14 protein-coding genes and 1 riboswitch are annotated in these 26,368 nt (G+C 70.7%); of the genes, 10 read left to right on the top strand and 4 right to left on the bottom strand.

Features of this window, described 5'->3' with window-relative positions:
* Positions 1-87 precede the first annotated feature (87 nt).
* The 3 genes from ABZ808_RS07520 (at position 88) to ABZ808_RS07510 (ending at position 9,257) form a co-directional block, all read left to right on the top strand.
* A complete protein-coding gene (locus ABZ808_RS07520) occupies positions 88-1,938 on the top strand; it encodes a dynamin family protein (protein ID WP_357002239.1) in 1,851 nt (616 codons plus the stop codon).
* Positions 1,935-3,395, top strand: a complete 1,461-nt coding sequence (locus ABZ808_RS07515) for a GTP-binding protein (RefSeq protein ID WP_357002237.1) — start codon at positions 1,935-1,937, stop codon at positions 3,393-3,395. The genes ABZ808_RS07520 and ABZ808_RS07515 overlap by 4 nt, the downstream gene beginning before the upstream one ends.
* A 237-nt stretch (positions 3,396-3,632) precedes the next feature.
* The gene (locus ABZ808_RS07510; protein WP_357002235.1) at positions 3,633-9,257 is read left to right on the top strand and encodes a GH92 family glycosyl hydrolase; all 5,625 of its coding nucleotides are present in this window, start codon (positions 3,633-3,635) and stop codon (positions 9,255-9,257) included.
* 77 nt (positions 9,258-9,334) lie between these two features.
* On the opposite strand, the gene ABZ808_RS07505 is transcribed toward ABZ808_RS07510, so the two are convergent.
* Positions 9,335-10,429, bottom strand: coding sequence for an ROK family protein (locus tag ABZ808_RS07505; RefSeq protein WP_357002233.1), 1,095 nt, complete (start codon positions 10,427-10,429; stop codon positions 9,335-9,337).
* 41 nt (positions 10,430-10,470) lie between these two features.
* Here ABZ808_RS07505 and ABZ808_RS07500 point away from each other — a divergent pair, with 41 nt between their 5' ends.
* From ABZ808_RS07500 to ABZ808_RS07490, 3 genes are all read left to right on the top strand, one after another.
* A complete protein-coding gene (locus ABZ808_RS07500; protein WP_357002230.1) occupies positions 10,471-11,697 on the top strand; it encodes an MFS transporter in 1,227 nt (408 codons plus the stop codon).
* Positions 11,698-11,783: 86 nt separating this feature from the next.
* A riboswitch (cobalamin riboswitch) is annotated at positions 11,784-12,001 on the top strand.
* A 190-nt stretch (positions 12,002-12,191) separates the two neighbouring features.
* On the top strand, positions 12,192-14,510 hold the full coding sequence (locus tag ABZ808_RS07495) for a ribonucleoside-diphosphate reductase subunit alpha (protein WP_357002816.1): 2,319 nt from the start codon (positions 12,192-12,194) through the stop codon (positions 14,508-14,510).
* Between the two features lie 50 nt (positions 14,511-14,560).
* Positions 14,561-15,556, top strand: coding sequence for a ribonucleotide-diphosphate reductase subunit beta (locus tag ABZ808_RS07490; RefSeq protein WP_357002814.1), 996 nt, complete (start codon positions 14,561-14,563; stop codon positions 15,554-15,556).
* Positions 15,557-15,642: 86 nt separating this feature from the next.
* Here ABZ808_RS07490 and ABZ808_RS07485 read toward each other — a convergent pair whose 3' ends face one another.
* The 3 genes from ABZ808_RS07485 to ABZ808_RS07475 form a co-directional block, all read right to left on the bottom strand.
* The gene (locus ABZ808_RS07485; protein WP_357002227.1) at positions 15,643-18,447 is read right to left on the bottom strand and encodes a glycoside hydrolase N-terminal domain-containing protein; all 2,805 of its coding nucleotides are present in this window, start codon (positions 18,445-18,447) and stop codon (positions 15,643-15,645) included.
* Positions 18,448-18,665: 218 nt separating this feature from the next.
* Positions 18,666-20,483: a family 43 glycosylhydrolase gene (locus tag ABZ808_RS07480; protein ID WP_357002224.1), complete on the bottom strand. Its 1,818-nt coding sequence runs from the start codon at positions 20,481-20,483 to the stop codon at positions 18,666-18,668.
* A 477-nt stretch (positions 20,484-20,960) separates the two neighbouring features.
* Positions 20,961-21,731 (bottom strand): FadR/GntR family transcriptional regulator, encoded by a 771-nt coding sequence (locus ABZ808_RS07475; protein WP_357002221.1) that lies wholly within the window; start codon positions 21,729-21,731, stop codon positions 20,961-20,963.
* Between the two features lie 148 nt (positions 21,732-21,879).
* Between ABZ808_RS07475 and ABZ808_RS07470 the strand changes: the two genes are divergently transcribed.
* The 4 genes from ABZ808_RS07470 to ABZ808_RS07455 all read left to right on the top strand — a co-directional run bounded on the left by ABZ808_RS07470 (position 21,880) and on the right by ABZ808_RS07455 (position 26,194).
* On the top strand, positions 21,880-23,148 hold the full coding sequence (locus ABZ808_RS07470; RefSeq protein ID WP_357002218.1) for an extracellular solute-binding protein: 1,269 nt from the start codon (positions 21,880-21,882) through the stop codon (positions 23,146-23,148).
* 64 nt (positions 23,149-23,212) lie between these two features.
* Positions 23,213-24,136: a sugar ABC transporter permease gene (locus ABZ808_RS07465; protein WP_357002215.1), complete on the top strand. Its 924-nt coding sequence runs from the start codon at positions 23,213-23,215 to the stop codon at positions 24,134-24,136.
* A complete protein-coding gene (locus tag ABZ808_RS07460; protein WP_357002213.1) occupies positions 24,136-24,963 on the top strand; it encodes a carbohydrate ABC transporter permease in 828 nt (275 codons plus the stop codon). The genes ABZ808_RS07465 and ABZ808_RS07460 overlap by 1 nt, the downstream gene beginning before the upstream one ends.
* Position 24,964: 1 nt before the next feature.
* Positions 24,965-26,194 carry a mandelate racemase/muconate lactonizing enzyme family protein gene (locus ABZ808_RS07455; RefSeq protein ID WP_357002202.1) on the top strand — a complete coding sequence of 410 codons (1,230 nt, stop codon included), beginning with the start codon at positions 24,965-24,967 and terminating at the stop codon, positions 26,192-26,194.
* Positions 26,195-26,368 lie beyond the last annotated feature (174 nt).

Here is a 26,368-nt window from a genome sequence, read left to right as displayed (position 1 = left end):
CGGCGGGAGGGGGAGGCCGGCCCGCCTCGGGCGGTCCGGCCGGTCCCTCTTGATAATTGAGCCGAAATCCGCACACTTGGTGCGGTGATGGCGGGGATCTGGTTGGACGTGCTGGACGAGATCGCCCGGACGTGCGCCGCACACGATCGCGGTGACCTGCTCCAGACGGTGCGGCAGAAGCGGGCCCAACTGCTCGACCCGACGCTGCGCGTGCTCGTCCTCGGCGAGCCGAACCAGGGCAAGAGCCAGCTCGTCAACGCGATCATCAACGCGCCGGCCTGCCCGGTCGGTGACGGTCGCACCACCGTCCTGCCGACCGTGGTGCGGCACGCCGAGGCGGCGACCGCCGCCGTCGTCCAGGCGCCGCCGCCGACCCCGGGCCGGCCCGCCGACACCGCAGCGACTCTGGTCGAGCGGACCCCCTTGCCGCTCGACCAGGTCGCGGCCGGCGTGTCCGGCACGGTCGGTCGTCGACCGGGGGGCGGGCCGGCGTACGTCGAGGTGGGTGTGCCCCGCGCGCTGCTCGGTGCCGGACTGGTGCTGGTGGACACTCCCGGCACCGACGAGGTCGCGACGGTCGGCGGTGGCGTGGAGGTGGCCGCCGCCTCCCGCGCGGACACCGTGCTGCTGGTCTCCGACTCGACCCGCGAACTCTCGGTCGCCGAGTTGAACGTGCTGCTGCACGTCATGCGGTCGCAACCGAACGTGGTCGTGGTGCAGAGCAAGACCGACCTCGTGGCGGGCTGGCGTACGGTCGCCGAGCGCAACCGGCAGCACCTCGCCGACGCGGGTGTGCCGGCGCCGCTGATCCCGGTCTCGGCGACGCTGCGGCTGCGCGCGGCCACGGCCGACGATCGGGCGCTGAACGCCGAGTCCGGCTTCCCGGCGCTGATCGCCCGTCTGCGGCGGGACCTGGCCGGCAAGGCCGACCAGTTGGCTCGGGCGTCGGTGCAGGCGGTGGCCCGGACGGTGGTGGAGCAGTTGGCCGCGCCGCTGCGCGCCGAGTTGGCGACGTACGAGGCCGAGGAGCAGTCCGGGCCGATCTCCCGGCTGCACGCGGCGCAGCGCGAGGTCGACGAGCTGCGTCGCTGTACCACCCGCTGGCAGAACACCCTCACCGACGAGATGGCCGACCTGCTCTCGGACATCGAGTACGACCTGCGTGACCGGACCCGGCAGATCCTGCGCACGGTGGACGAGGCGTTCGACGCGTCCGACCCGCTGGTGGCCTGGGACGCGTTCCAGGACTGGCTGGAGCGCAGCCTCACCGAGGCTGCGGAGGCGAACCACGAGTGGCTGATCCAGCGGTGCGACTGGGTCGCCCGCCGGGTGGCCGCCAACTTCACCCGGTACGGCTACGACGTGCTGCCGCCCTGGTCGATGACCATGCCGGACGATCTCGGCGACCGGCTGCCGGAGCTGGAACGTCCGAGGATCGACCGGTTCACCACCGGCCAGAAGCTGCTCACCGGCATGAAGGGCTCCTACGGCGGCATGCTGATGTTCGGTCTGGCGACCACGCTGGCCGGAATGCCGATGATCAATCCGGTCTCGGTGGGTATCGGCGCGCTCTTCGGCGGCAAGAGCATCCGCGACGAGAGCAAGCAGCTGCTCCGCCGTCGGCAGGCGACCGTCAAGACGGCCATCCAGCGGCATGTCGACGACTTCTTCGTCCGGATGATCAGAGACTGCCGGGATGCCGCCCGACAGGTGCAGCGGATGCTGCGGGACCACTTCACGGGGCTGACCGAGGAGTTGCAGGAGGCGATCGTCCAGTCGTTCCGCAGCGCGAAGCAGGAGGCCGACACCGATGCCGCCCTGCGGGAGCAGCGGCAACGGGAGATCCGGCTGAGGATGACCCGCCTTGCCGCGCTGCACGAGCAGGCGCAACAGCTGACCGGCGCCCGTACCCCGGCGTTGCTGGAGCCCCGGGCATGACCGTCGGCGTGCGGCTGGACGAGGCGGCGTGGGGGTTGTTGCACCAGGCCATCGACCTGTACCAGCACAACCCTCGGGCCGTCGACCAGTTGCGGCACCAGGTGGCGCGGTTGGAGCAGCCCCTGCGCATCGCGGTGGCTGGCCCCTGGCGGGCCGGCAAGTCGACGGTGCTGAACGCGTTGATGGGGGAGGAGGTCGCGCCGGTCGAGGGCGCCGACGGCATCGTCACCTGGTACGAGGACGGCGCGCACCCGGGTGCCACCGCCTACCCGGCGGGCCAGCCTCCACAGGAGTTGGCGGTGGTCAAGTCGGCGACCGGGATGCGGGTGGATCTCGGCTGGCGGGCCGGGGAGGTGCGGGACATCGTGGTGCGGTGGCCGACGCGGGCGCTGCGGCAGGTCACGCTTATCGACACCCCGGCGCTCAGCGGTGCCGGCGAGCAGGGCCGTGTGCCGGTGATGGACCGGGTCCTGCGGGATTCCGACGCCGTGTTGTTTCTGACCCGCGACGGCCGCGACAGCGATCTGCGGGTGCTGGAGTCCGGCCGCGACGGTGCCGTCGGGCAGGCCGCACCGGTGAATGTGATCATGGTGCTGTCCCGGGCGGACGAGGTCGGCGGTGGCCGGATCGACGGGCTGCTCACGGCCCGCCAACTGGCCCGACGGCACCAGCGTGATCCTCGGGTGGGTGCCGTGGCCGTGACCGTGGTGGCGTGCAGCGGATCGGTCGGCCTGGCGGGCCGGCTGCTCAGCGAGTCGGACTTCGCCGCGCTCGCGACGCTGGCCGGGGTGCCCCGCGCGGAGCTGGAGGCCCACCTGCTCTCCGCCGATCGCTTCGTCGGTGGCGGCCTTCCGGTACGCCTGGACTCCGAGGTGCGTGCCGCGCTGCTGGACCGGTTCGGGCTCTTCGGGATCCGGCTGGCGACGACGCTGGTCCGTGGCGGGTTCGACAGTCGGGTGGCGTTGTCCGCCGAGCTGATCCGGCGCAGTGGGCTCACCGAGCTGCGCGAGTCGGTGACCCGCTGTTTCATCGACCGGCGCGACGCGCTCAAGGCGCGCTCCGCGCTGTCCGCCGTGGAGGCCCTGCTGCGGGCGGAGCCCGTCCGGGGCGCCGACGACTTGGTGGGCGCGATCGAGCAGATCCTGGCGGGCGCGCACGAGTTCCGGGAGTTGCGCCTGCTGGTGGCGCTGCGCAACAGCCGCCTCGGGTTCGACGCCGAGTTGGCCGCCGAGGCGCGACGGCTGATCGGCGGCGACGGGGTTGGCCTGGCGGCCCGGCTCGGTGTGGAGCACGAGGCGACCGTGCGGCGGCTCTGGGAGGTCGCCTCCGACGCGCAGTGGCGGTGGCGGGACCGGGCCCAGGACCCGGGGCTCCCGCTGGCCCAGCGTCGTGGCGCGGAGGTGGTCGTCCGCAGTTGCGAGGGGATGCTCGCCGAGTTGGCCGCGGGCGGCCGGTGAGGCGCCGGGACGCGGCGCTGACATCCACAAGGGGCGGGTTCGTTAAGTTTCCTTCCGGTCAACCCATTGACACGGCAAGGGTCTGCCGGAAACATCTGCCACCATCCGCTGGTCCTGCTGTCGCTTGTCGTCGAGCCCGATGACAACGATGTCAGGCCGGGACCGACCACCCTCGACAGTCCCTCAACCCAGACGTACGACCTGCTCGACCAGTTCGAGTCGAAAGGCCCCGCCCCCATGCCGTATCTCCCCCGTGCGCGCACCGTGTCCCTCCGGCTGGTCGCGGCGACAACCGTCGCCCTACTGCCGGTGGGGCTGGTCGTCGCCGCGCCCCTGGCCAGCGCCGCACCCGGCGCCGCGCCGCCCGGCGCCTTCAGTTCGTCGTTCGAGTCGGCCGACCCGCAGCCCGCCGCGACCACCGTCGAGGTCGACGCGAAGGGCAAGCCGATCCAGTCGAACCTGACCGGATCGAACCGCCGGATGCTGCCCGGCAGCCTGCTCGGCCAGGTCGCGGCGGTGACCGCGAGCGCCGAGAACCCTCCGAACGAGACCGCCGTGAAGCTCACCGACGGCGACCCCGCGACCAAGTGGCTGGCGTTCGCGCGGATCGGCTCGGTGACGTACCAGCTCAGCAAGCCGACGGTCGTCAAGCGGTACGCGCTGACCTCGGCCGACGACGAGCCGACCCGCGACCCCCGGGACTTCACCCTCCAGGGGTCCACCGACGGCAACACCTGGACCGACCTCGACCGGCAGGCGGGGCAGAGCTTCGCCAAGCGGTTCGCCACGAAGACGTACGCCGTCGCGAACACGACCGCCTACGCGTACTACCGGCTGGCCATCTCCGCGAACTCCGGCGCCACCATCGTGCAGCTCGCCGGCTGGGACATCAGCGACGGCTCGGACGTCCGGCCGCCGGCCCCGCCCATGGTCAGCGTCGTGGGCACCGGCCCGGCCGGCGGGTACACCACGAAGCCGGGCGTCGGCTTCACCGGGCTCGCCGCCCTGCGGTACGCGGGCGGCGCCGAGGACGACGGCCGCTCGTACGCGACAAACAAGCTGTTCGACGTCGCCATCCCGGTCGGTCCGAACACCCGCCTGTCCTACAAGATCTTCCCCGAGTTCACCGGCTCGGACGCCCAGTACCCGTCCACCTTCGCGGCCCTCGACCTGCACTTCACTGACGGCAGTTACCTGAGTGGTCGCGCGATCGTCGACCAGCACGGCAACCCGCTGACGGCCGCCGGCCAGGGCACCTCGAAGGCGCTCTTCGCCGACCAGTGGAACGCGGTGCGGGCCGACATCGGCGCGGTCGCCCGGGGCAAGACCATCGACCGCATCCTGCTCGCCTACGACAACCCGCAGGCCACCGGGGACACCCGGTTCACCGGTTGGCTCGACGACATCGAGGTGACGGCCGCGCCGGCGCCGATCGACGGCTCCCGGCTGACCAACTACGTCGACACCCGCCGGGGCACCAACTCGACGAGCGGTTTCTCGCGCGGCAACAACCTGCCGATCACCGCCGTGCCGAACGGCTTCAACTTCTTCACGCCGGTGACCGACGCGACGTCCGACTCGTGGGAGTACCACTACCACCGGACCAACAACGCGGCGAACCTGCCCACGTTGCAGGGCCTCGCGATCTCCCACGAGCCCAGCCCGTGGATGGGTGACCGCAACCAAATGTCGGTCATGCCGGTGGCCGGCGACGGTCCGCTGACCGGGGCACCCGCCAGCCGGGCGCTCGCCTTCCGGCACGCCGACGAGACCGCACAGCCCGACCTCTACCGGGTCGCGCTGGAGAACGGCCTGGTCGCGGAGATGTCGCCCACCGACCACGCCGGCATCATGCGGTTCACCTTCCCGTCCGGGCCGACGACCGGAAGCCTCGTCTTCCACAACGGCACCTTCACCATCGGTACGGACGGCACGTTCACCGGCTGGGTCGACAACGGAAGTGGCCTGTCGGCCGGACGCAGCCGCATGTTCGTGTCCGGCGCCTTCGACCGCGCGCCCACGGCGTCGTCGGCGACCTCGGCGACCTTCGACGTCGCGGCGAACCGCCAGGTGACGATGCGTCTCGCGACGTCGTTCCTCTCCGTCGACCAGGCCCGCCGCAACCTCGACCTGGAGGCGACCGGCCGGAGCTTCGACCAGATCCGCGCCGCCGCCACCGCCGCGTGGAAGGACCGGCTCGGCCGGGTTGAACTGCGCGGCGCCACCGAGTCGCAGCTCGTGACCATGTACTCCAATCTGTACCGGCTCAACCTCTACCCGAACTCGCAGTCGGAGAACACCGGCACCGCCGCCAAGCCGCGCTGGCAGTACGCGAGCCCGGTGTCGGCGCCGACCGGCACGTCGACCGCCACCCGGACCGGCGCGAAGATCGTCGACGGGCAGATCTACGTCAACAACGGCTTCTGGGACACCTACCGCACCGTGTGGCCCGCCTACGCGCTGCTGTACCCGGACGTCGCCGCGAAGATCTCCGACGGGTTCGTCCAGCACTACCGCGACGGCGGCTGGATCGCCCGCTGGTCGTCCCCCGGCTACGCCGACCTGATGACCGGCACCAGCGCGAACGTGGCGCTGGCGCAGGCGTACCTCAGCGGGGTCAAGCTGCCCGACCCGCTGGCGGCCTACGACGCGGCGGTCAAGGACGCGACCGTCGCGTCCGGACGCAGCGCGGTCGGCCGCAAGGGCATCGAGACCTCCCTGTTCCTCGGCTACACCCCGACCTCCACCCATGAGTCGGTGTCGTGGGCGCTGGAGGGGTTCATCAACGACTACGGCATCGGCAACATGGCCGCAGCTCTCGCCAAGGACCCGGCCACGCCGAAGTCGCAGCGTGACCGGCTCAAGGAGGAGTCGCGCTACTTCCTGGAGCGTGCCCGCAACTACGTGCACCTGTTCGACCCGAAGACCAAGCTCTTCCAGGGCCGCGACGACTCCGGCAACTTCCTCGCCGGTGACCCGCTGGACTGGGGTGGCGTCTACACCGAGACCAACGGGTGGAACTTCGCGTTCACCGCGCAGCAGGACGGGCAGGGCCTGGCCAACCTGTACGGCGGTCAGAAGGCGCTGCGGGACAAGCTCGACGAGTTCTTCGCCACCCCGGAGAACGCCGACCGCCCCGGTGGGTACGGCGGCATCATCCACGAGATGGTCGAGGCGCGGGCGGTGCGGATGGGTCAGCTCGGCATGAACAACCAGCCGTCGCACCACATCCCGTACATGTACAACTTCGCGGGCGCGCCGGCCAAGACCCAGTCGGCGGTACGCGAGATCCTGCGGCGCCTCTACGTGGGCAGCGAGATCGGCCAGGGATACCTGGGTGACGAGGACAACGGCGAGATGTCGGCGTGGTACGTCCTCAGCTCGCTGGGCATCTACCCGCTGCAGGCCGGGTCGACCCAGTGGACCATCGGCTCGCCGCAGTTCACCAAGATGACGGTTCGTCGCACCAGCGGCGACATCGTGGTCAACGCGCCGAACAACAGCACCCGCAACGTCTACGTGCAGGACGTGAAGGTCAACGGCAAGAAGCAACGCGGGCTGTCGCTGGACGTGACCGCGCTCGCCAAGGGCGGCACGATCGACTTCCAGATGGGCGCCAACCCGTCGTCGTGGGGCAGCGGCAAGAACGACGCCCCGCCGTCGCTGACCAAGGGTGACAAGGCGCCGAAGCCGTTGCAGGACACCACCGGCCCCGGTCTGGGCACCGCGACCGCCACCGGCGGTCAGGACGCGTCGAAGCTGTTCGACGACTCGTCGACCACGCAGCTGACCTTCGCCTCGGCGACGCCGCAGATCACCTGGGCGTTCCGCGGTGGCAAGCAGAAGCCGACCTTCTACACCGTCACGTCCGGTGCGAGTGCGGGCGATCCGGCAGACTGGCGGTTGCAGGGCTCCAACGACGGCATCACCTGGACCACTGTGGACTCCCGCAAGGACCAGGTGTTCCCGTGGCGCAACCAGACCCGCCCGTACACGATCGACAAGCCGGGACGGTTCGCCCAGTTCCGTCTCGCCGTGACGAAGACCGTGGGCGCCGCGCAGACCACCCTCGCCGAGGTCGAACTGCTCGCCGGGGGTGACGTCGAACTCGGGGGCGGTGACATCGCGGTGACGGCCGCGGACAGCGCGCACGCGACGGCCGGCGTACCCGCGTCGGTGCCCCTGGCGACCGTCACCGGCGGCAACGCCGACGGCTACCGGGCCACGATCGACTGGGGTGACGGCACACCCGTCACCGAGGGCACCATCACGCTGAACTCGCGGGCCGTCTACCGCATCGGTGGGTCGCACACGTACGCCACGCCGGGCTACCACCAGGCGAACGTCACGGTGACCGACGGAGAGAGCCAGAGCTCCGCGACGGTCGGCGTCGACGTGGCGTACGTGCCGAAGTCCGGCCTCACCGCCGCGTTCGACAGCGTCTGCATCGGTGACGAAGGCGTCCTCGCGGCGGACTGCGACGCGAAGTCGTGGGCGTACTCGCGGGCAGCCCTGAGGGAGGGCGGCGCGGTCCAGGGCCAGCAGCAGCAGGTCCCCGGCACGGCGCTGCGGTTCACGTTGCCGGTGATCCCGGCCGGGCAGCCGGACAACGCCACCGGCAACGGGGCGACGGTCGTGCTCGACCTGCCGGACGACGCCACGAGCATCTCGTTCATCGGCGCCGGAACGCAGGGCAACCAGAGCGCCACCGGCACGGCGAGGTTCAGCGACGGCAGCACCGCCAGCATCCCGATCCAGATGAGTGACTGGACGCTGGGCGGCAACGCCAACGGCACCCCGTCCTACGGCAACATCGTCGTCGCCAAGACGGCGTACCGGCTGTCCGGCACGAGCCGGGACGGCGCCCAGCCGTTCCTGTTCGCCACCGCGCCGTACCAGATCCCGGCGGGCAAGACGCTGGTGTCGGTGACCCTGCCGACGCAGACCGGTGACCCCCGTTCGGCGGGCCGGATCCACGTGTTCGCCGTCGCCAACGACGGCACGCAGGCCCCCGCGCTGGCGACCGTCGCCCCGGCCGACCAGACGGCGAACGCCGGGCAGGCCCTCGCGGCGAACCTCGGTTCGGTGAGCGGCGGCGTTCCCGGCACGACGGGCTACCGCGCCCGCGTCCAGTGGGGTGACGGCACGGCTCCGGAGGACGTCACGATCGGGTCGTCCGGCGCGATGAGCGGGCAGCACACCTACGCGCGGGAGGGCACCTACACGGTGCACGTCACGGCGTGGGACACGCTGGCGAGCAGCACCACGGCCTTCACCGTGACCGTCGCCCGGGGCGGATCCCAGCCGACGATCGCGCTGTCGAAGGCCGGCACCGTCACCACCGGCGACGCGATCACCGTCGACGGCAGCGGGTTCGCCGCCGGCGAGCAGGTGACCGTCAGCGTCGGCACCGACCCGTCCCGGACCACGACTGTCGCGGCCTCCGCGACGGGAACGGTCCGCGCCTCGGTCCCGACCTCGGGCGACGCGCAACCCGGACGGTACGCCGTCACCGCGACGGGCGCGTCCACTCGTACGCCGGCCACGGCCACCGTCCAGGTGACCGGGCGGGCGGAGGCGCCGAGCTACCAGCCTCGGGTGGCGCTGCTGAGCACTGCGGCTCCGCGCGGGACGTCGATCACGGTCGACGGCTTCGGGTTCGCGCCGAACGAGACGGTCACCATCACCTTCGGCGACGGCCTCGCGGGCACCACCGTGCGGGCGAACGGCGACGGTGTGATCTCCGGCGCGACTGTCGTCGTCCCGGGTGCGGCGAAGGCGGGCGCGACAAGCGTCACGCTCAGCGGCGCCACGTCGGCGACGACGGTGTCCCGGCCGTTCACCGTCACCGGCGCGAACTGAGCCGGGGGTAGCGCAGCCGCGTGGGGCGGGCCGTGACCACGGCCTGCCCCACGCGGCTCGCCGCGGGCAGAACAGCTCTAGAGCGGGGCGAGATCCGGAACGCCGTAGTGCTGGTCGAGGACCTGCATGGCGGCGCCTGCGGCGATCACGTCCGCGCCGAGGCTGGACAGGGTCACGTCCGTGGTGAGCCAGTCCGCGCGGGGCACGTCGGTGTGCACGGCCTCCTCGACCGCCGCGAGGTAGGTATCCGCGTGCCGCAGGAGGTCGGCGCCGGCCAGCACCACGCGGGAGAGGTCGAGGGTCTGGAGCAGGTTGACCACGCCGACCGCCAGGACGCGGGCCGCCCGCTCGATGTCGCCGGCCTCGGCGGCGTGGTGGTGCACGATCTCCAGGCATCCGTGCCGCCCGCAGACACATGGCGGCCCGTCCAGGGCGACGACGGTGTGGCCGAACTCCCCGGCGTTGGTGTGCGCGCCCCGGTGGGCCGTGCCGCCCAGCCAGAAGCCCCCGCCGATGCCGGACTCGACCATGATGAGGACCGCGTCGCCGAACGTCCCGCCGTGCCGCCATGCCTCGGCGGTGATCCCCGCGGTGACGTCCTTGTCGAGATGCACGGGCAGGCCCAGGTGCGCCTCGGCGAGTTCGCGCAGCGGGATGTCGTGCCAGTGCCGCAGCCCGTGGGCGTCCCGGACCAGGCCCCGCGCGTGGTCCAGCGGGCCGATCATGCCGATGCCCACGCCGGTCAGCCTGCCCCGCAGGTCGGTGCTGCCGGGTATCGCGTCGATGCCGGAACTCAGCGCGTCGAGGAGCTGCGCCGGGGTGAAGTCGCCGGGCAGTGGGCTGACCGTCGAGTGGTGCACGGTGCCGGCCAGGTCGACCAGGACCAGCCGCAGCGTACGGCGGGCGACGTGGGCGCCGATCGCGTACCGGCTGTCGGGGACGAGTTCGTAGACGATCGCCGGCTTGCCGATGCCGGGGCGGCGGACGCCGGCGGGACGGATCAGGCCGTCGGCGGTCAGGCGGGCGATGACCTTGGAGACCGCCTGGGGTGTCAGGCCGGTGGCGTCGACCACGGTCGACCGCTCGAACGTCCGCACGGTACGTCCCACGGCCATGACCAACGCCTGGTTGTAGCCGCGCAGGAAGGTGACGTCGGCTGTGGTGCGCGTCATCTCACCACCCTATTACGCAACGCTGTTGCTAAATTCGCTCGGTGCATGCACTGAGCAGAAATCGACGCCTGGGGGCGGTTCTCGCGTTGGCGCTGGGCGGTGTGGCGGTCGGCCTCACCGAGTTCGCGGCGATGGGCCTGCTGCCCGACATCGCACGCGGCCTGCTCCCGCAGCAGTACGCCGAGTCGTCGTCGGACGCGGTGGCCCGCGCCGGGTGGACGATCAGCGCCTACGCGCTCGGCGTGGTGGTGGGCGCGCCCCTGATCGCCGCGCTGACCGCCCGACTGCCGCGCAAGAAACTGGTGCTCGGTCTGCTCGTCCTCTTCATCGTCGGCACCGTCGCCTCGGCGATCGCGCCGACGTTCGACCTGGTGCTGGTGGCCCGGTTCGTCGCGGCACTGCCGCACGGCGCGTACTTCGGCGCGGCGGGTCTGCTCGCGGCGGCCCTGCTCGGCCCCGGCAACGAGGCCCGGGGTTTCGCCGCCGTGCTCGGTGGTCTGACCGTGAGCAACCTGGTGGGCGTGCCGGCGGTCACGCGGCTCGGGCAGGCGGTCGGCTGGCGAGCCGCGTACCTGGTCATCGCCGGTGTGTTCGTGCTCACGCTGCTGGCGGTGCTGGCTGTCGTTCCGGAGGTCGTGGCGGCCGTCGACGCCTCGCCGGCCGCCGAGTTGCGGGCCCTGCGGACCTCGCAGGTGTGGCTCGTGGCGGCCACCGGCTCGGTGGGCCTCGCCGGTCTCTTCGCTGTCAACACCTACCTCGCGCCGGTCACTACCGACGTCGCCGGCCTTTCGGCCACGACCGTGCCGTGGGTGCTCGTTGCGGTGGGCCTGGGCATGACAGTCGGCAACGCCCTGGGCGGTTGGCTCGCGGACCGGGACCTGCGCCGGAGCATGTACGTCGGTTTCGTCGCCATGATCGTCAGCATCGCCGTCTTCGGCCTCGTCGCATCGAACGGCGTCGGCCTGTTCGTCGGTGCGTTCCTGGTGGGCGCGACAAGCCTCTACCTGGGGCCGGTCCTGCAGGCGCGCCTGATCACTGTCGCGCCGGGCGCGCAGTTGATGGGCGCGGCGATGAGCCAGTCCGCCATGAACATCGCCAACAGCCTCGGTGCCGGGCTGGGCAGCGTCGTCATCGCCGCGGGCTTCGGCTACCTCGCGCCGGCCTGGGTGGGCGTGGTCCTTGCGATTGCCGGCCTGGGCCTGGCGGGGATCAGCTTCTCGGTCGAGCGACGCACGCGGGCCGCGGAGACAGTCGCACTCGCGGGCTGACCCGTCGATCGATGGTGGTGGGCGTCGGTGCCGCCGACACGCCGACGTCGACATGTGGGGTGTGACAAACGCTGCTGCCCCTATATATGGTGTCGAGCGCAGCTGGTTCGGCCGCTCGTTCGGAGTGGTCGAGGCAAGAGGGAACCCGGTGGGAATCCGGGACTGTCCCGCAGCGGTGAGTGGGAACGACAGCCGTCATCGGCACTGGGCCACCAATCGGCCCGGGAAGCGACGGCCAGTAGGAGACCGGCGAGCCCGGTCGTGCCCACGAGTCCGAAGACCTGCCAGCGCGCCGCGTACCCGCACCCGGGTGCGCGGCGGTCCGAGGCCGCGTGGGACGGCTGACGCCACCTGACCCACGCCCAGCGTGGCGTCCGCCGGTGTCTGTCTCCTCGCGTCCGAGGGCCATCTGGTCTCGAACTCGCGAGGAGTGAGTGGTGACAGTCACCGAGGTAGCCCCGGTCAGCGGCGAGACGGCGCTGCGACGGACGCCGATGCAGGTCCGCAAGCGCGACGGCGCCACCGAGCCCGTGGACGTGAACAGGATCGTCCGGGCGGTCGAGCGGTGGGCCGACGACCTGGCCGACGTCGACCCGATGCGCGTGGCGACCCGCACGATCAGCGGCCTGTACGACGGCGCGACCACGGCCGAGCTGGACCGGCTGTCCATCCAGACCGCGGCCGAGATGATCGGCGAGGAACCGCAGTACTCGCGCCTGGCCGCCCGGCTGCTGTCCGGCTACGTCGACAAGGAGGTGCGTCGGCAGGGCGTCACCTCGTTCAGCGCGTCGATCCGGATCGGCCACGCCGAGGGCCTGATCGGCGACGGCACCGCCGCGTTCGTCGCGACGCACGCCGAGATGCTCGACGACGCGATCGACCCGGACGGCGACCGGAGGTTCGAGTACTTCGGCCTGCGCACGGTGTACGACCGGTACCTGTTGCGTCACCCCACCAGCCGGCTGGTGCTGGAGACCCCGCAGTACTGGCTGCTGCGGGTGGCCTGCGGCCTGTCCCGTACGCCGGACGAGGCGGTCGGCTTCTACCGGCTGATGTCCAGCCTGGCCTATCTGCCCAGCTCCCCGACGTTGTTCAACTCCGGCACCCGGCACACGCAGATGTCCTCCTGCTACCTGGTCGACTCGCCGCGCGACGAGCTGGACTCGATCTACCAGCGGTACGCGCAGGTCGCCAACCTGTCCAAGTTCGCCGGTGGCATCGGCATCGCGTACTCCCGGGTCCGGTCCCGGGGCGCGCTGATCCGTGGCACCAACGGGCAGTCCAACGGGATCGTGCCGTGGCTGCGCACGCTGGACGCGAGCGTCGCCGCGGTCAACCAGGGCGGCCGGCGCAAGGGCGCGGCCTGCGTCTACCTGGAGCCGTGGCACCCGGACGTCGAGGAGTTCCTGCAACTGCGGGACAACACCGGCGAGGACGCCCGGCGTACCCACAACCTGAACCTCGCCAACTGGATCCCGGACGAGTTCATGCGCCGGGTCGAGGCCGACGAGATGTGGTCGCTGTTCGACCCGCACGAGGTGCCGGAGCTGCCCGACCTGTGGGGGGAGCGGTTCGACGCCGCGTACCGGGAGGCCGAGGCGCAGGGCCGCTACGTGCGGCAGGTCCCCGCGCGGGAGCTGTACGGGAAGATGATGCGGACCCTCGCCCAGACCGGCAACGGGTGGATGACGTTCAAGGACGCCGCCAACCGGCTGTGCAACCAGACGGCCGAGCCGGGCAACGTCGTGCACCTGTCCAACCTCTGCACCGAGATCATCGAGGTGTCCAGCGACGCCGAGACTGCGGTGTGCAACCTGGGCTCGGTGAACGTCGCCGCGCACCTCACCGCCGACGGCATCGACTGGCATCGGCTGCGCGCCACGGTCCGCACCGCCGTGACGTTCCTCGACCGGGTCATCGACATCAACTACTACCCGACCCCGCAGGCGGCGGCGAGCAACCCCCGCTGGCGGCCGGTCGGGCTCGGGCTGATGGGCCTCCAGGACGTGTTCTTCGCGCTGCGGCTGCCGTTCGACTCGCCGGCCGCGCGGGAGCTGTCCACCCGGATCAGCGAGGAGCTGTACCTGACCGCGCTGGAGACCTCCGCCGACCTGGCGCACCGCTTCGGCGCGCACCCGGCGTTCGGGCAGACCCGGGCCGCGCGGGGCAACCTGCAACCCGACCTGTGGGGCATCGAGGGTACGCAGACCGCGCGCTGGGCCGCGCTGCGCGAGCGGGTGCGGGCGAACGGGCTGCGCAACTCGCTGCTCGTGGCGGTCGCCCCGACGGCGACCATCGCCTCGATCGCCGGGTGCTACGAGTGCGTCGAGCCGCAGGTGTCCAACCTGTTCAAGCGCGAGACCCTGTCGGGTGAGTTCCTCCAGGTCAACACCGCTCTGGTACGCGAGCTCAAGGCCCGTGGCCTGTGGACCGACCGGACCCGGTCGGCGATCAAGCGAGCCGAGGGGTCGGTGCAGGGCATCACCGAGCTGCCGGCCGACGTCCGGGAGCTGTTCCGCACCGCGTGGGAGCTGCCGCAGCGGGCGCTGATCGACCTGGCCGCCGCTCGTGCCCCGTTCATCGACCAGTCCCAGTCGCTGAACCTGTTCCTGGCCTCGCCGACCATCGGCAAGCTCTCCTCGATGTACCTGTACGCCTGGAAGGCCGGGCTGAAGACCACCTACTACCTGCGTTCCCGCCCCGCCACGCGGATCCAGCAGGCCACCGTCGCGGTCCTCGCGCCGTCGACGACCGACGCGGACGCGCTGGCCTGCTCGTTGGAGAACCCCGAGTCGTGCGAGGCCTGCCAGTGACCGCCGCCGACACCACTACCGACACCGTCACCGACACGAGGACCACGCACATGCTGCTCGACCCCGGGATGGACCTCACCCTCCGCCCGATGCGCTACCCGCACTTCTTCGACAGGTTCCGCGACGCCATCCGCAACACCTGGACGGTGGAGGAGGTCGACCTGCACGCCGACCTCGCCGACCTCGACAGGCTCTCGCCGGCCGAGCGGCACCTGGTCAGCCGCCTGGTCGCGTTCTTCGCCACCGGCGACACGATCGTCGCCAACAACCTGGTGCTCAACCTGTACCAGCACGTCAACAGCCCGGAGGGCCGGCTCTACCTGTCCCGGCAACTGTTCGAGGAGGCCGTGCACGTCCAGTTCTATCTCAACCTGCTCGACACGTACGTCCCCGACGAGACCGAGCGGTTCGAGGCCTTCGCCGCCATCGAGAACATCCCCTCGATCCGACGCAAGGCCGAGTTCTGTTTCCGCTGGATCGACTCCCTCAGCGACCTACGGGAGCTGCGAACCCGCCAGGACCGGCGCACGTTCCTGCTCAACCTGATCTGCTTCGCCGCCTGCATCGAGGGGCTGTTCTTCTACGGCGCGTTCGCCTACGTCTACTTCCTGCGCTCCCGGGGTCTGCTGCACGGCCTGGCCTCCGGCACCAACTGGGTGTTCCGCGACGAGTCCATGCACATGGCGTTCGCGTTCGACGTCGTGGACACCGTCCGCGCCGAGGAGCCGGACCTGTTCGACGACGACCTCGCCGACCAGGTCCGTCAGATGCTCACCGAGGCCGTCGAGTGTGAGGTGCAGTTCGCCGAGGACCTGGTGGGCCACGGCGTGCCCGGCCTGACCCTGGCCGACATGCGGGAGTATCTCCAGCACGTCGCCGACCGCCGCCTCGCCCAGCTCGGCATCGCGCCGCACTACGGGTCGTCCAACCCGTTCGCCTTCATGGAGTTGCAGGACGTGCAGGAGCTGTCCAACTTCTTCGAGCGGCGGGTGTCGGCGTACCAGGTCGGGGTGACGGGCGCGGTCGCCTTCGACGACGACTTCTAGCCGGCGGTCTGCGCGTGGGGCTCGGCCACCCGCCGCCCGGTCGGCGGGTGGCCGAGCCCCGGCTCCCGCGCGGGGGTATCGGCGACTCAGCTCGTGGTGCAGGTGAGGCTGGTCGGCGGGTTGTTGGTGCCGTTCCAGGCGCCGGTGAACCCGAAGGTGGTCGAGGCGCCGGCGGCGAGCGCGCCGTTGTAGGCGGCGTTTGTCACGCGGACGGCCGATCCGTTCTGGGTGTGGGTGCCGCTCCAGAGCTGGCCGATGGTCTGCCCGTTGGGGAAGGTCCAGGAGACGGTCCACCCGTTGATCGACGTGGAACCGGCGGTGACGGTCACGGTGGCCTGGAAGCCGCCGGCCCACGAGTTGACGATGGCGTAGGCGGCGGTCGCCGACCCGGACGGCGGGGGAGTGGTGGCGGACGGCGTCGGGGTGGGAGTGGGGGTGGGCGTCGGTGTCGGCGTGGCCGTCGGTGTCGGCGCGGTCCCGGCGTACGCCCGGTAGGACTGCCCGGCCTGCACGGTGAGTTCGATGACGTCGGACTCGATCCGCGTGGTGCGGGCCGGCGCGCCGGTGGCCGCGTCGACGACCGAGTGGGTCGCCGTGAACAGACGCGAGCGCAGCCGGATCGTGCCGCCACGGTCGGCGCCGATCAGGATCTCCTGTGCCTGGCCCCCGCTCCACGCGATGCCGACGGTGTACCCGCCGCGCCCCCGCAGGCCGCTGACCCGGCCCTGCCCCCAGGCGGCGGGCAGCGCCGGCAGCAGGTGCAGCTCACCGTTGTGGCTGTGCAGCAGCATCTCGGCGATGCCCGCCGTCGCGCCGAAGTTGCCGTCGATCTGGAACGGCGGGTGCAGGTCGAACATGTTCGGCGCCAGCCTCGCCGTGGTGACGAGGTCGCGCAGGAGTTTGTGTGCCCGCGCGCCGTCCTCCAGCCGGGCCCAGAAGTTGATTTTCCAGGCCAGCGACCAGCCGGTGCCGTCGTCGCCGCGCAGCTCCAGGGTCCGCCGCGCGGCCTCGAACAGTTGCGGGGTGCCCCGGCGGGTGATCTGGTTGCTGGGGTGCAGGCCGTACAGGTGTGAGACGTGCCGGTGGTAGGGCTCGGTCTCCACCCAGTCGTACAGCCACTCCATGACGTTGCCGCGCGAGCCGACCCGGGTCGGCGCGAGCCGGTCGCGGGTCGCCCGGACCTGTGCCCGGAACGTGGGGTCCACGTCGAGGATCTCGCTGGCCCGGGCGCAGCCGTCGAACAGGTCACGCAGGATCTGGTTGTCCATTGTCGGCCCGGCGCAGACGCTGGCGTTCGAGTGGTGCGACAGCTCCGGTGAGTTCGACGGGTTGGTGACGAGCCAACCCAGGGTCGGCTCCGTCTGCAGGGTGTCCAGGAAGAACTGCGCGGCGCCCTTCATCGCCGGGTAGTACGACCGCAGGAACTCGACGTCACCGGTGAACAGGTAGTGGTCCCAGATCAGCGTGCTCAGCCAGGCGCCGCCGGTCTGCCACATGCCCCAGAACGCGCCGTCGACGACCGAGGTGGCCCGCCACGCGTCGGTGTTGTGGTGGGTGACCCATCCACCGGCGCCGTACTGCACCTGGGCGGTTCGCGCGCCGGCCACCGCGAGATCCTTGATCATCTCGAACACCGGTCGGTGGCACTCGGCCAGGTTCGTCGAGTTCGCCGGCCAGTAGTTCATCGGCAGGTTGACGTTGATCGTGTACTTCGAGTCCCACGAGGGGGCCATCTGGTCGTTCCAGATGCCCTGGAGGTTCGCCGGCTGGCTGCCGGGGCGCGACGACGAGATCAACAGGTACCGGCCGTACTGGAACAGCAGCGCGGAGAAGTGCGGGTCGGTGGCGGTGCTGTGCTGCGCGATCCGGTCGTCGGTCGTCCGGTCGGCGGCGGCGGTGCGACCCAGGTCGAGGCTCACCCGCCCGAACAGCGCCTGGTAGTCGGCGACGTGCCGGCCGCGGAGTTCGTCGTAACCGCGAGCGCGGGCGGCGGTGAGGTGCCGGCGGGCGATGCCCTGGTAGTCGCCACCGACGTTGCGGTAGGTGACGTAGCTGGAGGCGATCGAGATCAGCAGCGTCGCGCTGGTGGCGCCGGAGACCCGCAGCGTTCCGCCGGAGCTGGTGACGGTGCCACCGGTGACGGTGGCGTGGGTCAGGGCGTAGAAGCGGACCGCCCCGGTGACACCCTCCTGGCTGCCGGACGTGCCGTCGAGGGCGATCGTGGCGCCGTCCGGGCTGGACACCGTGGTGCGCTGCGGGCTGTCGAACGTGGCCGAGAAGGTGAGGGAGGCCGCCCGGTCGGCGGTCAGACGCACCACGATGACCTGGTCCGGCGCGCTGGCGAAGACCTCCCGCTCGTGGCGTACGCCGTTGAGCACGTACGCCACCGAGGTGATCGCCGTGGCGAGGTCGAGCCGTCGGGTGTACTGCGACGCGCTGCCCGAGGTGCCGAACGTCAGGCGCAGGTTCCCCACCGGCTGGTACGCCAACTGCCCGACCGGGTTGCCGAGCATCGTCTGGTTGATCAGATCCTGCGCCTGTGTCCACTGGTTGGCGAAGACCCGTCGGCGGATCTCCGCGATCGATCCGGCGCCCCGGGTGTTGCTGGGGTCGTGTGGCCCGCCGGCCCAGACGGTGTCCTCGTTGAGCTGGAGCGTTTCGCGGTCGACGTTGCCGAAGACCATGGCGCCGAGGCGACCGTTGCCGATCGGCAACGCTCGCAGCCACTCGGTGCCGGCCGATTCGTCGTACCACAGCACCAGTTCGTTGGCGGCCACCGCCTGGGCCGACGCGGGGGCCGGGTCGTCGGCGAGCAGGGAGAGCGGCAGCAGCGCTCCGGTGGCGCCCGCTGCCCCGATCGTGAGCGCCTGCCTACGCGTTACATCTGACATCTCGGGCCTCCTCAGGGCGGGGCTCGTCGGGGCTGACGGGCTCCCCGTTGGCTATCTGCGCAGGTGTGTATGGGTGGAGCCTCGTCATGCGCTCGTCACAATGACGAAACCATAGAGCAATTTCAATGGAAAAGATATGATGCTTACGGGCCTGAGTGGCCGACGGGGGCTGGCCCGCCTCGTCGTTGCCCCGACGCGGCGGGCCAGCGCCGCCGACGTCAGGCCGGCGTGCAGGCCACGTTGCTCGGCGCTTGGTTACCGCCGGTGCTCGCGCTGAGATAGCCCACCGTGGTCGACGATCCCGCCGCGAGTTGACCGTTGTAGGTCGCGTTCGCCAGGGTCACCTGGTTGCCCTGTTGGGTGAAGGTGCCGTTCCAGCTCTGCGCCACCGTCTGCCCGCTGGCGAGGGTGAAGGTGACCCGCCAGCCGTTGATCGGGATGGACCCGGCGTTGGTGACCGTCACCCGTCCCTCGAAGCCGCCCTGCCAGGAGTTGACCACCGTGTGGGTCGCGGCGCAGGACTGTCCACCCGGGCTCGTCGGCGTGGGCGTGGGCGGGGGAGTCGGGGTTGGCGTCGGGATCGGGGTTGGCGTCGGGGCCGCAGTCGGGGACAGCGTGGGCGTCGGGGTGGGCGTCGGGTTGCCGCCGGTCTGGAACTGCCACCAGTTGACGTTGAACAGATTGCCGCTGCCCCCGGTGAAGCGCAGGTACAGGTCCTGGTTGCCGCTGGCGCCGGTGACCGCGCAGGAGACGGTCTGCCAGCTCTGCCACCCGCCCGTGCCCGGCACGGCACAGCTGCCCACCCGCGTGTCGGTGGGGCTGCCGAGGCGCAGCTCGATGGTGCCGCCGGACGTCGCCGAGGCCACCCGGGCGCTGAACGACGTCGCGCCGGCGCCGAAGCCCACTCCCTTGACCTTGATGTAGTCGCCGTTCTCGATGAAGCCGACGTTCATCCCGCCCTCGCTGGCCGGCTCCGTCTCGATGCCGGAACCCCAGGCGATCGTCTCGGCCTCCTGCCGCACGTAGGGATTCAACGTGCCGATCTGCGGTGCGCCAGTCGTGGTCATGTTGATCGTCGGGATGGTGCCGTTGGCGTTGTAGGTGAACTTCTCCACGGCCACCGAGCGGGTGTAGCCGCTGCCGCCGGGCAACGCGCCGTTGTGGTAGAAGAAGTACGAGCCGCCGTTGAAGTCGATGACCCCGGCGTGATTGGTGAAGCTCGCACCCTGCCGAGGCATGATCGTTCCCCGGTACGTCCACGGGCCGGTCGGGCCGGTCGCGGTCGAGTAGCCGATGAACTCCGAGCAGCACTCCGCCGCGAACACGTTGTAGTAGACGCCGTTGCGCTTGTAGACCCACGGGCCTTCCTCGTACAGCGTCGGCCGGTTCGCGTTGCCGGACCGGGCGCCGAAGCCGGCGGTGGTGAGCGGGATCTTGGTGGCGCTGCCGCTGTACGAGATCATGTCCGCGTTCAGCTTCACGTACCACAGGTTGGGGTTTCCCCAGTACAGGTACGCCTGGCCGTCGTCGTCGACGAAGACGGTGGGGTCGATCTCGCCGTTGCCCACCAGCGGCCGTCCGATGGCGTCCCGGAACGGCCCGGTGGGGCTGTCGGCCACCGCCACGCCGATGGCCATCGAGTTGGTGGCCCGGGCGGTCACCGGGACGTACCAGTAGAACTTTCCGTTGCGGGCGATGACCTGGCCGGCCCACGCGTTGGCGCTGGCCCAACTGAAGGTGCTGACACTCAGCGGTGAGCCGTGGTCGGTCCAGTTGACCATGTCGGCGGAGGACCACACCCGCCAGTCCTTCATGGTGAAGTACGTGGAGCCGTCCTCGTCGTGGCCGGTGTAGAGGTACACCCGGCCGTCGTGCACCAGCGGTGCCGGGTCGGCCGTGTAGATGTGCTGGACGATGGGATTGTCCGCACGCGCCGCGGTGGCCGGCAGCAACGTCGAGACGAGCAGCAGGCTCACCAGCCAGGCGGCCGTGCGCCGGAGTCGGGTCCTCGTCGGCGGTGTGGGTGTGGATTGCATCGGTACCTCCCAGGGATGGGACGCTCACCTGACTGATCGGGATTGGCTCAGCGCACAGGTCCGCCACTCACACGGCGGGGGACCGCCCGGGCGGTGGGCGGGCGGTGACGGCACCGCCCGGAGGCCGGTCGTCGGGACGGTGCTCGACTCGGCGCGTGGCGGTGTCGCGGATCGACACGGGGTTGGTCGGATGCCCACCGTGGCTCCCGCGCGGGGCGGGCCGCCGGTGTCGACGGCGGTGCTCAACGTCCTGTGGAGAGGCCCGGACACCCGCCAGCGGGGCGTTGCTCGTGCTCGGCTCCACCGGCCCGGGGGTCGGCTGGAGCGGTGAAGCGTGCCCTTCGCCTCTGCGGCCCGAGGGTAGTCTGTTATCGCTAACATTCACAAGACATGGACGGCATTGAATCCGTACCCGCCCGGTTGTCGGCCGCTCACGTCACGGTCGTGGCGACCCGAGCCGCCAGTCGCGCCCGGTCGTCAGCGCTGCAGCCGCGTCGGGCTGCCCGGCCCGCTGCGACGCACGAGCCAGGCCTCGGTGATGTGGGTGAACATCGCCTGGGCGGCGCCGTCCGGGTCGTGGGCGGCGATGCGTTCGTAGATCCGCCGGTGCCCCTGGTTCGATGCCACGCACAGGGCCCGCTCGGGCTGGCCCATGTACCGCGCGGTGTTGACGACCTGGCTCTCCAGCGACCGGACGACGCCCCGCGCGATCCGGTTTCCGGATGCCTGCATGACGGTGTCGTGGAAGGCGCGGTCGTGCTCCTGGTAGGTGAGGTGGTCGTCGACGAGTTCGTCCATCCGGTCGACCAGGGCGCGCAGCCGGTCGATGGTCTCCTGGTCGGCGAGTCGGGCGGCCACATTGGCCATGTCGGACTCCAGCACCCGTCGGGTGACCACCAGGTCGTCGAGGATCGCCAGGCTGTCGTCCTCGGCGATGGTCGCCGCGAGGACGAGTTCGTCGAGCATGTCCCACGACGATGGTGGCGTGACAAGCGTGCCGCTGCCCTGGCGGACCTGCACGAGGCCCTTCTCCTGGAGGATCTTCACCGCCTCCCGGATGACGGTCCGGCTCACCGAGAAGGTCTCGCAGAGCACCGGCTCGGGGGGCAGCGGGGTGCCCGAGGGGTGAACCCCCTGGACGATTCGGTTCACCAACTCGGCGGTGATCGCCCGTGCCAGGTTGGTCGGTCGGCGCGCCCACGTGCGTGTCGCCGATCCGTTCACGGTCGTCTCGTTCGATGCCGCCATGTCCACCTCCGCGTGGCCGCCCGGAGCCACGATTCCGCCCCAGTGTACGGGTAAACGTTGACGTGATACGTCATACGAGTTACGTTCTCGGTCAATCTTGCATCGATGGCCGGTTCTGCGGCCACTCTCCATATGAAGGTGAGCAACGATGAAGCAACGAGCAGTGTGGGCCGCAGTCCTCGTTGCGGGGCTGGCCCTGACGGGCTGTGGCAGCGCGACCGGATCGGGCTCGTCATCCTCGGGCTCGGCCGACAAACTGGTCGTCTGGGACTGGAAGTCCGGCGAGGCCAACGCCGCCGCGTACGTGGAGAAGGCCAAGGCCGACTTCGCCAAGAAGCACAAGGACGTCAAGGTCGAGTTCGTCGCCCAGCCGTTCGACCAGTACTACACGTTGCTGGGCGCGGCCATCCAGTCCGGCAAGGGGCCGGACGTCATCCTGTTCAACGGCGGCGGCCAGATCCGCGACCGGGTCGGCTCGCTCCTGCCGCTGGACGAGTACGTGGCCGAGGACCGGCAGCGACTGGCCGGCTGGGACGCGTTCGCCAAGGACAGCAAGACCTACGCCGCCCCGGTGACCCTGCAGGGGCACCCGATCTACTACAACAAGGCGCTCTACGAGAAGGCCGGCCTCGACCCGGCGAAACCGGCCACGACCTGGCAGGACTTCCTCGCCAACTGCTCCACCATCACCAAGGCGACAGGTGCCAAGTGCTTCGCCGTCGGCAACAAGGAGGGCATCGGCATCCAGTTCTTCCTGTCCGCCATGGCGTCGGGCATCCTCACCGCCCAGGAGTACGACAACTGGATCGCCGGTAAGCGGGACTGGAACTCGCCCAACGTCAAGCGGATCTTCCAGCTGTGGAAGGACACCGGCACGGCGGGGCTGAACAACGACGGGGCGAACTCCACGGCGATGTTCAACGACGCGTTCGCCGTCTTCCAGTCCGCCAAGGCCGCGCACATCATCGGCCTGATGTCCGACATCGGGCACTGGAAGGACTTCAACGAGTTCGTCACGCCCGAGAAGCTCGGCGTCATGGCGGCCCCGGTCGTGACCGCCGGCACCACCCCGAGCCTGCCGTACGACGGCGGTATCGGTTACGCGGTCGCCAAGTGGACCAAGGACCCGAAGATGGCCGCCGACCTGGTGCGCTCGCTGACCTCCACCGACGCGCTGACGGCGTTCTACGCCAACGCCGGCGCGATCACCGCCGACACCACCATCGACGTGTCGCAGGGCGGGCCGGCCGTGACCACGCTCGTCTCCGAGATCAAGACCGGCAAGCCCGCGCCGCACGTGGCGCTCTCCTCCAAGACCATCGACCTGATGGGGCGGCTGTCCCAGCAGCTGTTGAGCGGTTCGGTCACCGTCGACGAGGTCGCGAAGCAGATGGCCGCTTCCGACGCGGCGGGCTGATCTCGTGCCGATCGGAAAGTCGCTCCCGTCGGTCCGTCCGGTTTCGACCGGACGGACCGGCGGGGTGCAGCCCACACCACCGCCGGCACCCCGCGGTCGTACCGCTGCCCGCCGCGTCGCCGGTGGTCGCCGCGCCGAACTGCTCGCGCCGTTCGTGCTGGTCGCCCCGGCCGTTCTGATCCTCGTGCTGCTGCGGCTGTGGCCGCTGCTGCTCGGCGTCAACTTCTCCTTCACCGGCGACGGCGAGCGCGACGGCGCGGCCGTCGGCTTCGACAACTACGTCGACCTGTTCCACGACCCGCTGTTCCGGGGAGCGCTGCGCAACGTCGGGTTGCTGGTGCTGCTCCTGCCGGTGGCGGTGGCGATCCCAGGCATCCTCGCCACCTTCATCTACCTGCGCGTACCGGGGCACCGGTTCTACCGCAGCGTCTACTTCTTCCCGGCCGTGCTGTCCCCGGTCATCGTCGGCGCGATCTTCAACCTGCTGCTCTCCTACGACGGCCCGGTCAACACCGTGCTCGGCGCCGTCGGCATCGGCCCGGTGGACTGGCTCGGCGACCCGGACGTCGCCATGTTCGCCGTCGTCGGCGTGCACATCTGGGCGACGTTCGGGATGGCCCTGGTGGTGTTCCTCGCCGGCTTCGCGACCCTGGACGCCGCGCTGCTGGACGCCGCCCGGGTGGACGGCGCGTCACTGCGCCAGGTCATCTGGCACGTGATCATTCCCAGCCTCACCCGCACCATCCAGTTCGTCTTCGTGACCACGATGATCGGGATGCTGACCTCCATGTTCGGCCTGCTGTACGTCATGACCAGCGGTGGGCCGGAGGGGTCGACGTACCTGCCGGAGTACTACATCTGGATCCAGCAGGGCCAGATGAACCGTCCCGCGCTCGCGTCGGCCGCGTCGACGGTGCTCTTCGTCATCATGCTCGTCGTCGGGCTGCTGCAACTCAAACTGCTCCGCCGAGCGGGGAGGGAGGACTGATGTCCCGCGTCCGACTGGGCGGTTGGTTGCTCGTCATCCCGATGGGGCTCCTCGCCCTCGCGACCATCTACCCTCTGCTGTTCACCGCCAACGTCGCGATGAAGACCCGGCGGGAGTACATTCTCGACCGTTTCGCACTGGCGGGCTCCCTGCGCTGGGAGAACATCGCCACGGCGTGGAGCAGCGTCGGCATGGCCCGATACGCCGCCAACTCGGTTCTCGTGGTGGCCTGCTCGGTGTTCCTGCTGCTGCTGTTCGGGTCGATGGCCGGCTTCGCGCTGAGCCAACTGCGGTTCCGCGGCTCGTCGGCGCTGTTCATCGGCTGTCTCGCCGCGCTCTTCGTGCCCTTCCAGGTGATCATGGTGCCGCTGGCCCGGATCATGGCCGACAGCGGTCTCGTCGACACGTACCCGGGGCTGGTCCTCGCGTACGTCGCGCAGTTCCTGCCGTTCACGATCTTCCTGATGACCAGCTACTACCGGACCATCCCGGCGGAGATCGTGGACGCGGCCCGGATCGACGGCAACAGCGTGTACGGCGTGTACCGCCGGATCATGCTGCCGTTGGGCGCTCCGGCGCTGCTGTCGGTCGGCATCCTCAACACCCTGTTCTGCTGGAACGACGTGCTCATCGCACTGCTGATGATGCCCTCGGCCGACCACCGCACCCTGATGGTCGGGGTGACCTCGCTGCGCGGGCAGTACTCCGAGGACATCCCCACGTTCGCCTCCGGGGTGCTCATCGCCGCGATTCCCGTCCTGGCGGTCTACCTGTTCCTTCAGCGCCAGATCGCCGACGGCGTCGCCGCTGGTTCCACGAAAGGCTGACATGCGTATCACCGGGTATCGAACCCTGACCACCGTCCAGCAATGGGGTCGGCCCGTCGGCGACGCCAACGGCATCCTTCCGCACGGTGTCACACCGGTATCGATCGTCATCGTCGAGACCGACGAGGGGATCAGCGGCGTCGGCCTGGGGCCGCACGTGGAGATCGACACGATCTTCGCGGCGATCGACGGGGAGGATCCCCGCGCGGTGACCACCCTGTACGACCGGATGTTGCGGCAGTCCTTCAAGGCCGGTCACGCGGGCCTGGTGTTCGGGACCATCGGCGCGCTCGACACCGCGCTGTGGGACATCAAGGCGCAGGCTGCCGGTGAGCCGCTCTGGCGGTTGCTCGGCGGCCGGGACCGGCACGTCCCCGCGTACGCCTCGGGTCTCGACATCGGCCTGACCGACGACGAACTCGTCGCGGAGTACGAGACCTATGCCGGGTACGGCCTGCGCGCCGCCAAGCTCAAGGGCGGCCTCGACGTCGAGCGGGACCGGCAGCGGCTCACCCTGGTACGCGACGTGCTGACCGAGGCGGGCCACGGGCGTCGACCCGGCCTGATGCTCGACGTCAACGAGGCGTGGTCGCGCAAGCAGGCCGTCCGGCACGTCTGCGAACTGGAGCGCACCCTGGATCTGGTCTGGATCGAGGAGCCGGTCCGGCGGTGGGACGCCGAGGGTCTGTCCGCCGTCGGTCGGGGAGTCCGGGCCGCCGTCGCCACCGGTGAGAACCTCACCGGGCTGGAGCAGTACCGGCCGTTGATCGGCGCGGGCGCGGTCGACATCGTGCAGATGGCCGCCGTCTGGGGCGTCACCCACTTCCTGCGGGTGGCGGCCCTGGCGCACGCCCACGACCTGCCGGTCAGCCCCATCGGCAACATCCCGATCGGCCTGCTGCACGCCGCGACCTCGGTCCCCAACCACCTGGTCAGCGAGTTGCAGGACCTGAGGCCACCGGTCGGCCTGGGCGTCGATCTGCACATCGAGGACGGCGCGTTCGTCCTCGGCGACACACCCGGCCTCGGTGTCCGGGTCGACGAGGCGGCGATCGTGGCGGCCGGACACCGACCGGGCAGCCCGACCGCCCAGAGCCCGAACGTCCGCCCGGAGCGGGCCGGCCTCCGGCTGCTGGCGGAGGCCGACCACACCGTGCCGGAGCTGAGGGTCGAATCCCTGCTCACCAACTCCGTCGCGGCCCGCCAGGGCGCCGCACCTGTCCGGCACTGACCGCACCGGGCCACACCTCTTGGACCCGTGCCACCCGTACCCGAAAGGATCTTGAGTGCCACCCACGCGCGTAGCCTCCAGACGGACATCAGCGGCGGCGGTCGCCGACGCCCGGCCGCCCGCCACGCCGGCCGGGGCCACCCGGCCGAGCCACCCCGGCACCGCCCGGGCCGG

Origin of the sequence: Micromonospora sp. NPDC047527, assembly GCF_040643015.1 — a bacterium.
GTDB lineage: Bacteria > Actinomycetota > Actinomycetes > Mycobacteriales > Micromonosporaceae > Micromonospora.
The sequence above is the reverse complement of the archived record's forward strand: the minus strand, read 5'-3'. Positions and strand labels throughout refer to the sequence as shown.

Bases quoted from the DNA above. Each gene is read 5' to 3' on its own strand.
- ABZ808_RS07480 (WP_357002224.1), bottom strand. From the start codon at position 20,483: ATGCAATCCACACCCACACCGCCGACGAGGACCCGACTCCGGCGCACG.
- ABZ808_RS07520 (WP_357002239.1), top strand. From the start codon at position 88: ATGGCGGGGATCTGGTTGGACGTGCTGGACGAGATCGCCCGGACGTGC.
- ABZ808_RS07470 (WP_357002218.1), top strand. From the start codon at position 21,880: ATGAAGCAACGAGCAGTGTGGGCCGCAGTCCTCGTTGCGGGGCTGGCC.
- ABZ808_RS07490 (WP_357002814.1), top strand. From the start codon at position 14,561: ATGCTGCTCGACCCCGGGATGGACCTCACCCTCCGCCCGATGCGCTAC.
- ABZ808_RS07495 (WP_357002816.1), top strand. From the start codon at position 12,192: ATGCAGGTCCGCAAGCGCGACGGCGCCACCGAGCCCGTGGACGTGAAC.
- ABZ808_RS07475 (WP_357002221.1), bottom strand. From the start codon at position 21,731: ATGGCGGCATCGAACGAGACGACCGTGAACGGATCGGCGACACGCACG.
- ABZ808_RS07505 (WP_357002233.1), bottom strand. From the start codon at position 10,429: ATGACGCGCACCACAGCCGACGTCACCTTCCTGCGCGGCTACAACCAG.
- ABZ808_RS07455 (WP_357002202.1), top strand. From the start codon at position 24,965: ATGCGTATCACCGGGTATCGAACCCTGACCACCGTCCAGCAATGGGGT.
- ABZ808_RS07515 (WP_357002237.1), top strand. From the start codon at position 1,935: ATGACCGTCGGCGTGCGGCTGGACGAGGCGGCGTGGGGGTTGTTGCAC.
- ABZ808_RS07460 (WP_357002213.1), top strand. From the start codon at position 24,136: ATGTCCCGCGTCCGACTGGGCGGTTGGTTGCTCGTCATCCCGATGGGG.
- ABZ808_RS07510 (WP_357002235.1), top strand. From the start codon at position 3,633: ATGCCGTATCTCCCCCGTGCGCGCACCGTGTCCCTCCGGCTGGTCGCG.
- ABZ808_RS07485 (WP_357002227.1), bottom strand. From the start codon at position 18,447: ATGTCAGATGTAACGCGTAGGCAGGCGCTCACGATCGGGGCAGCGGGC.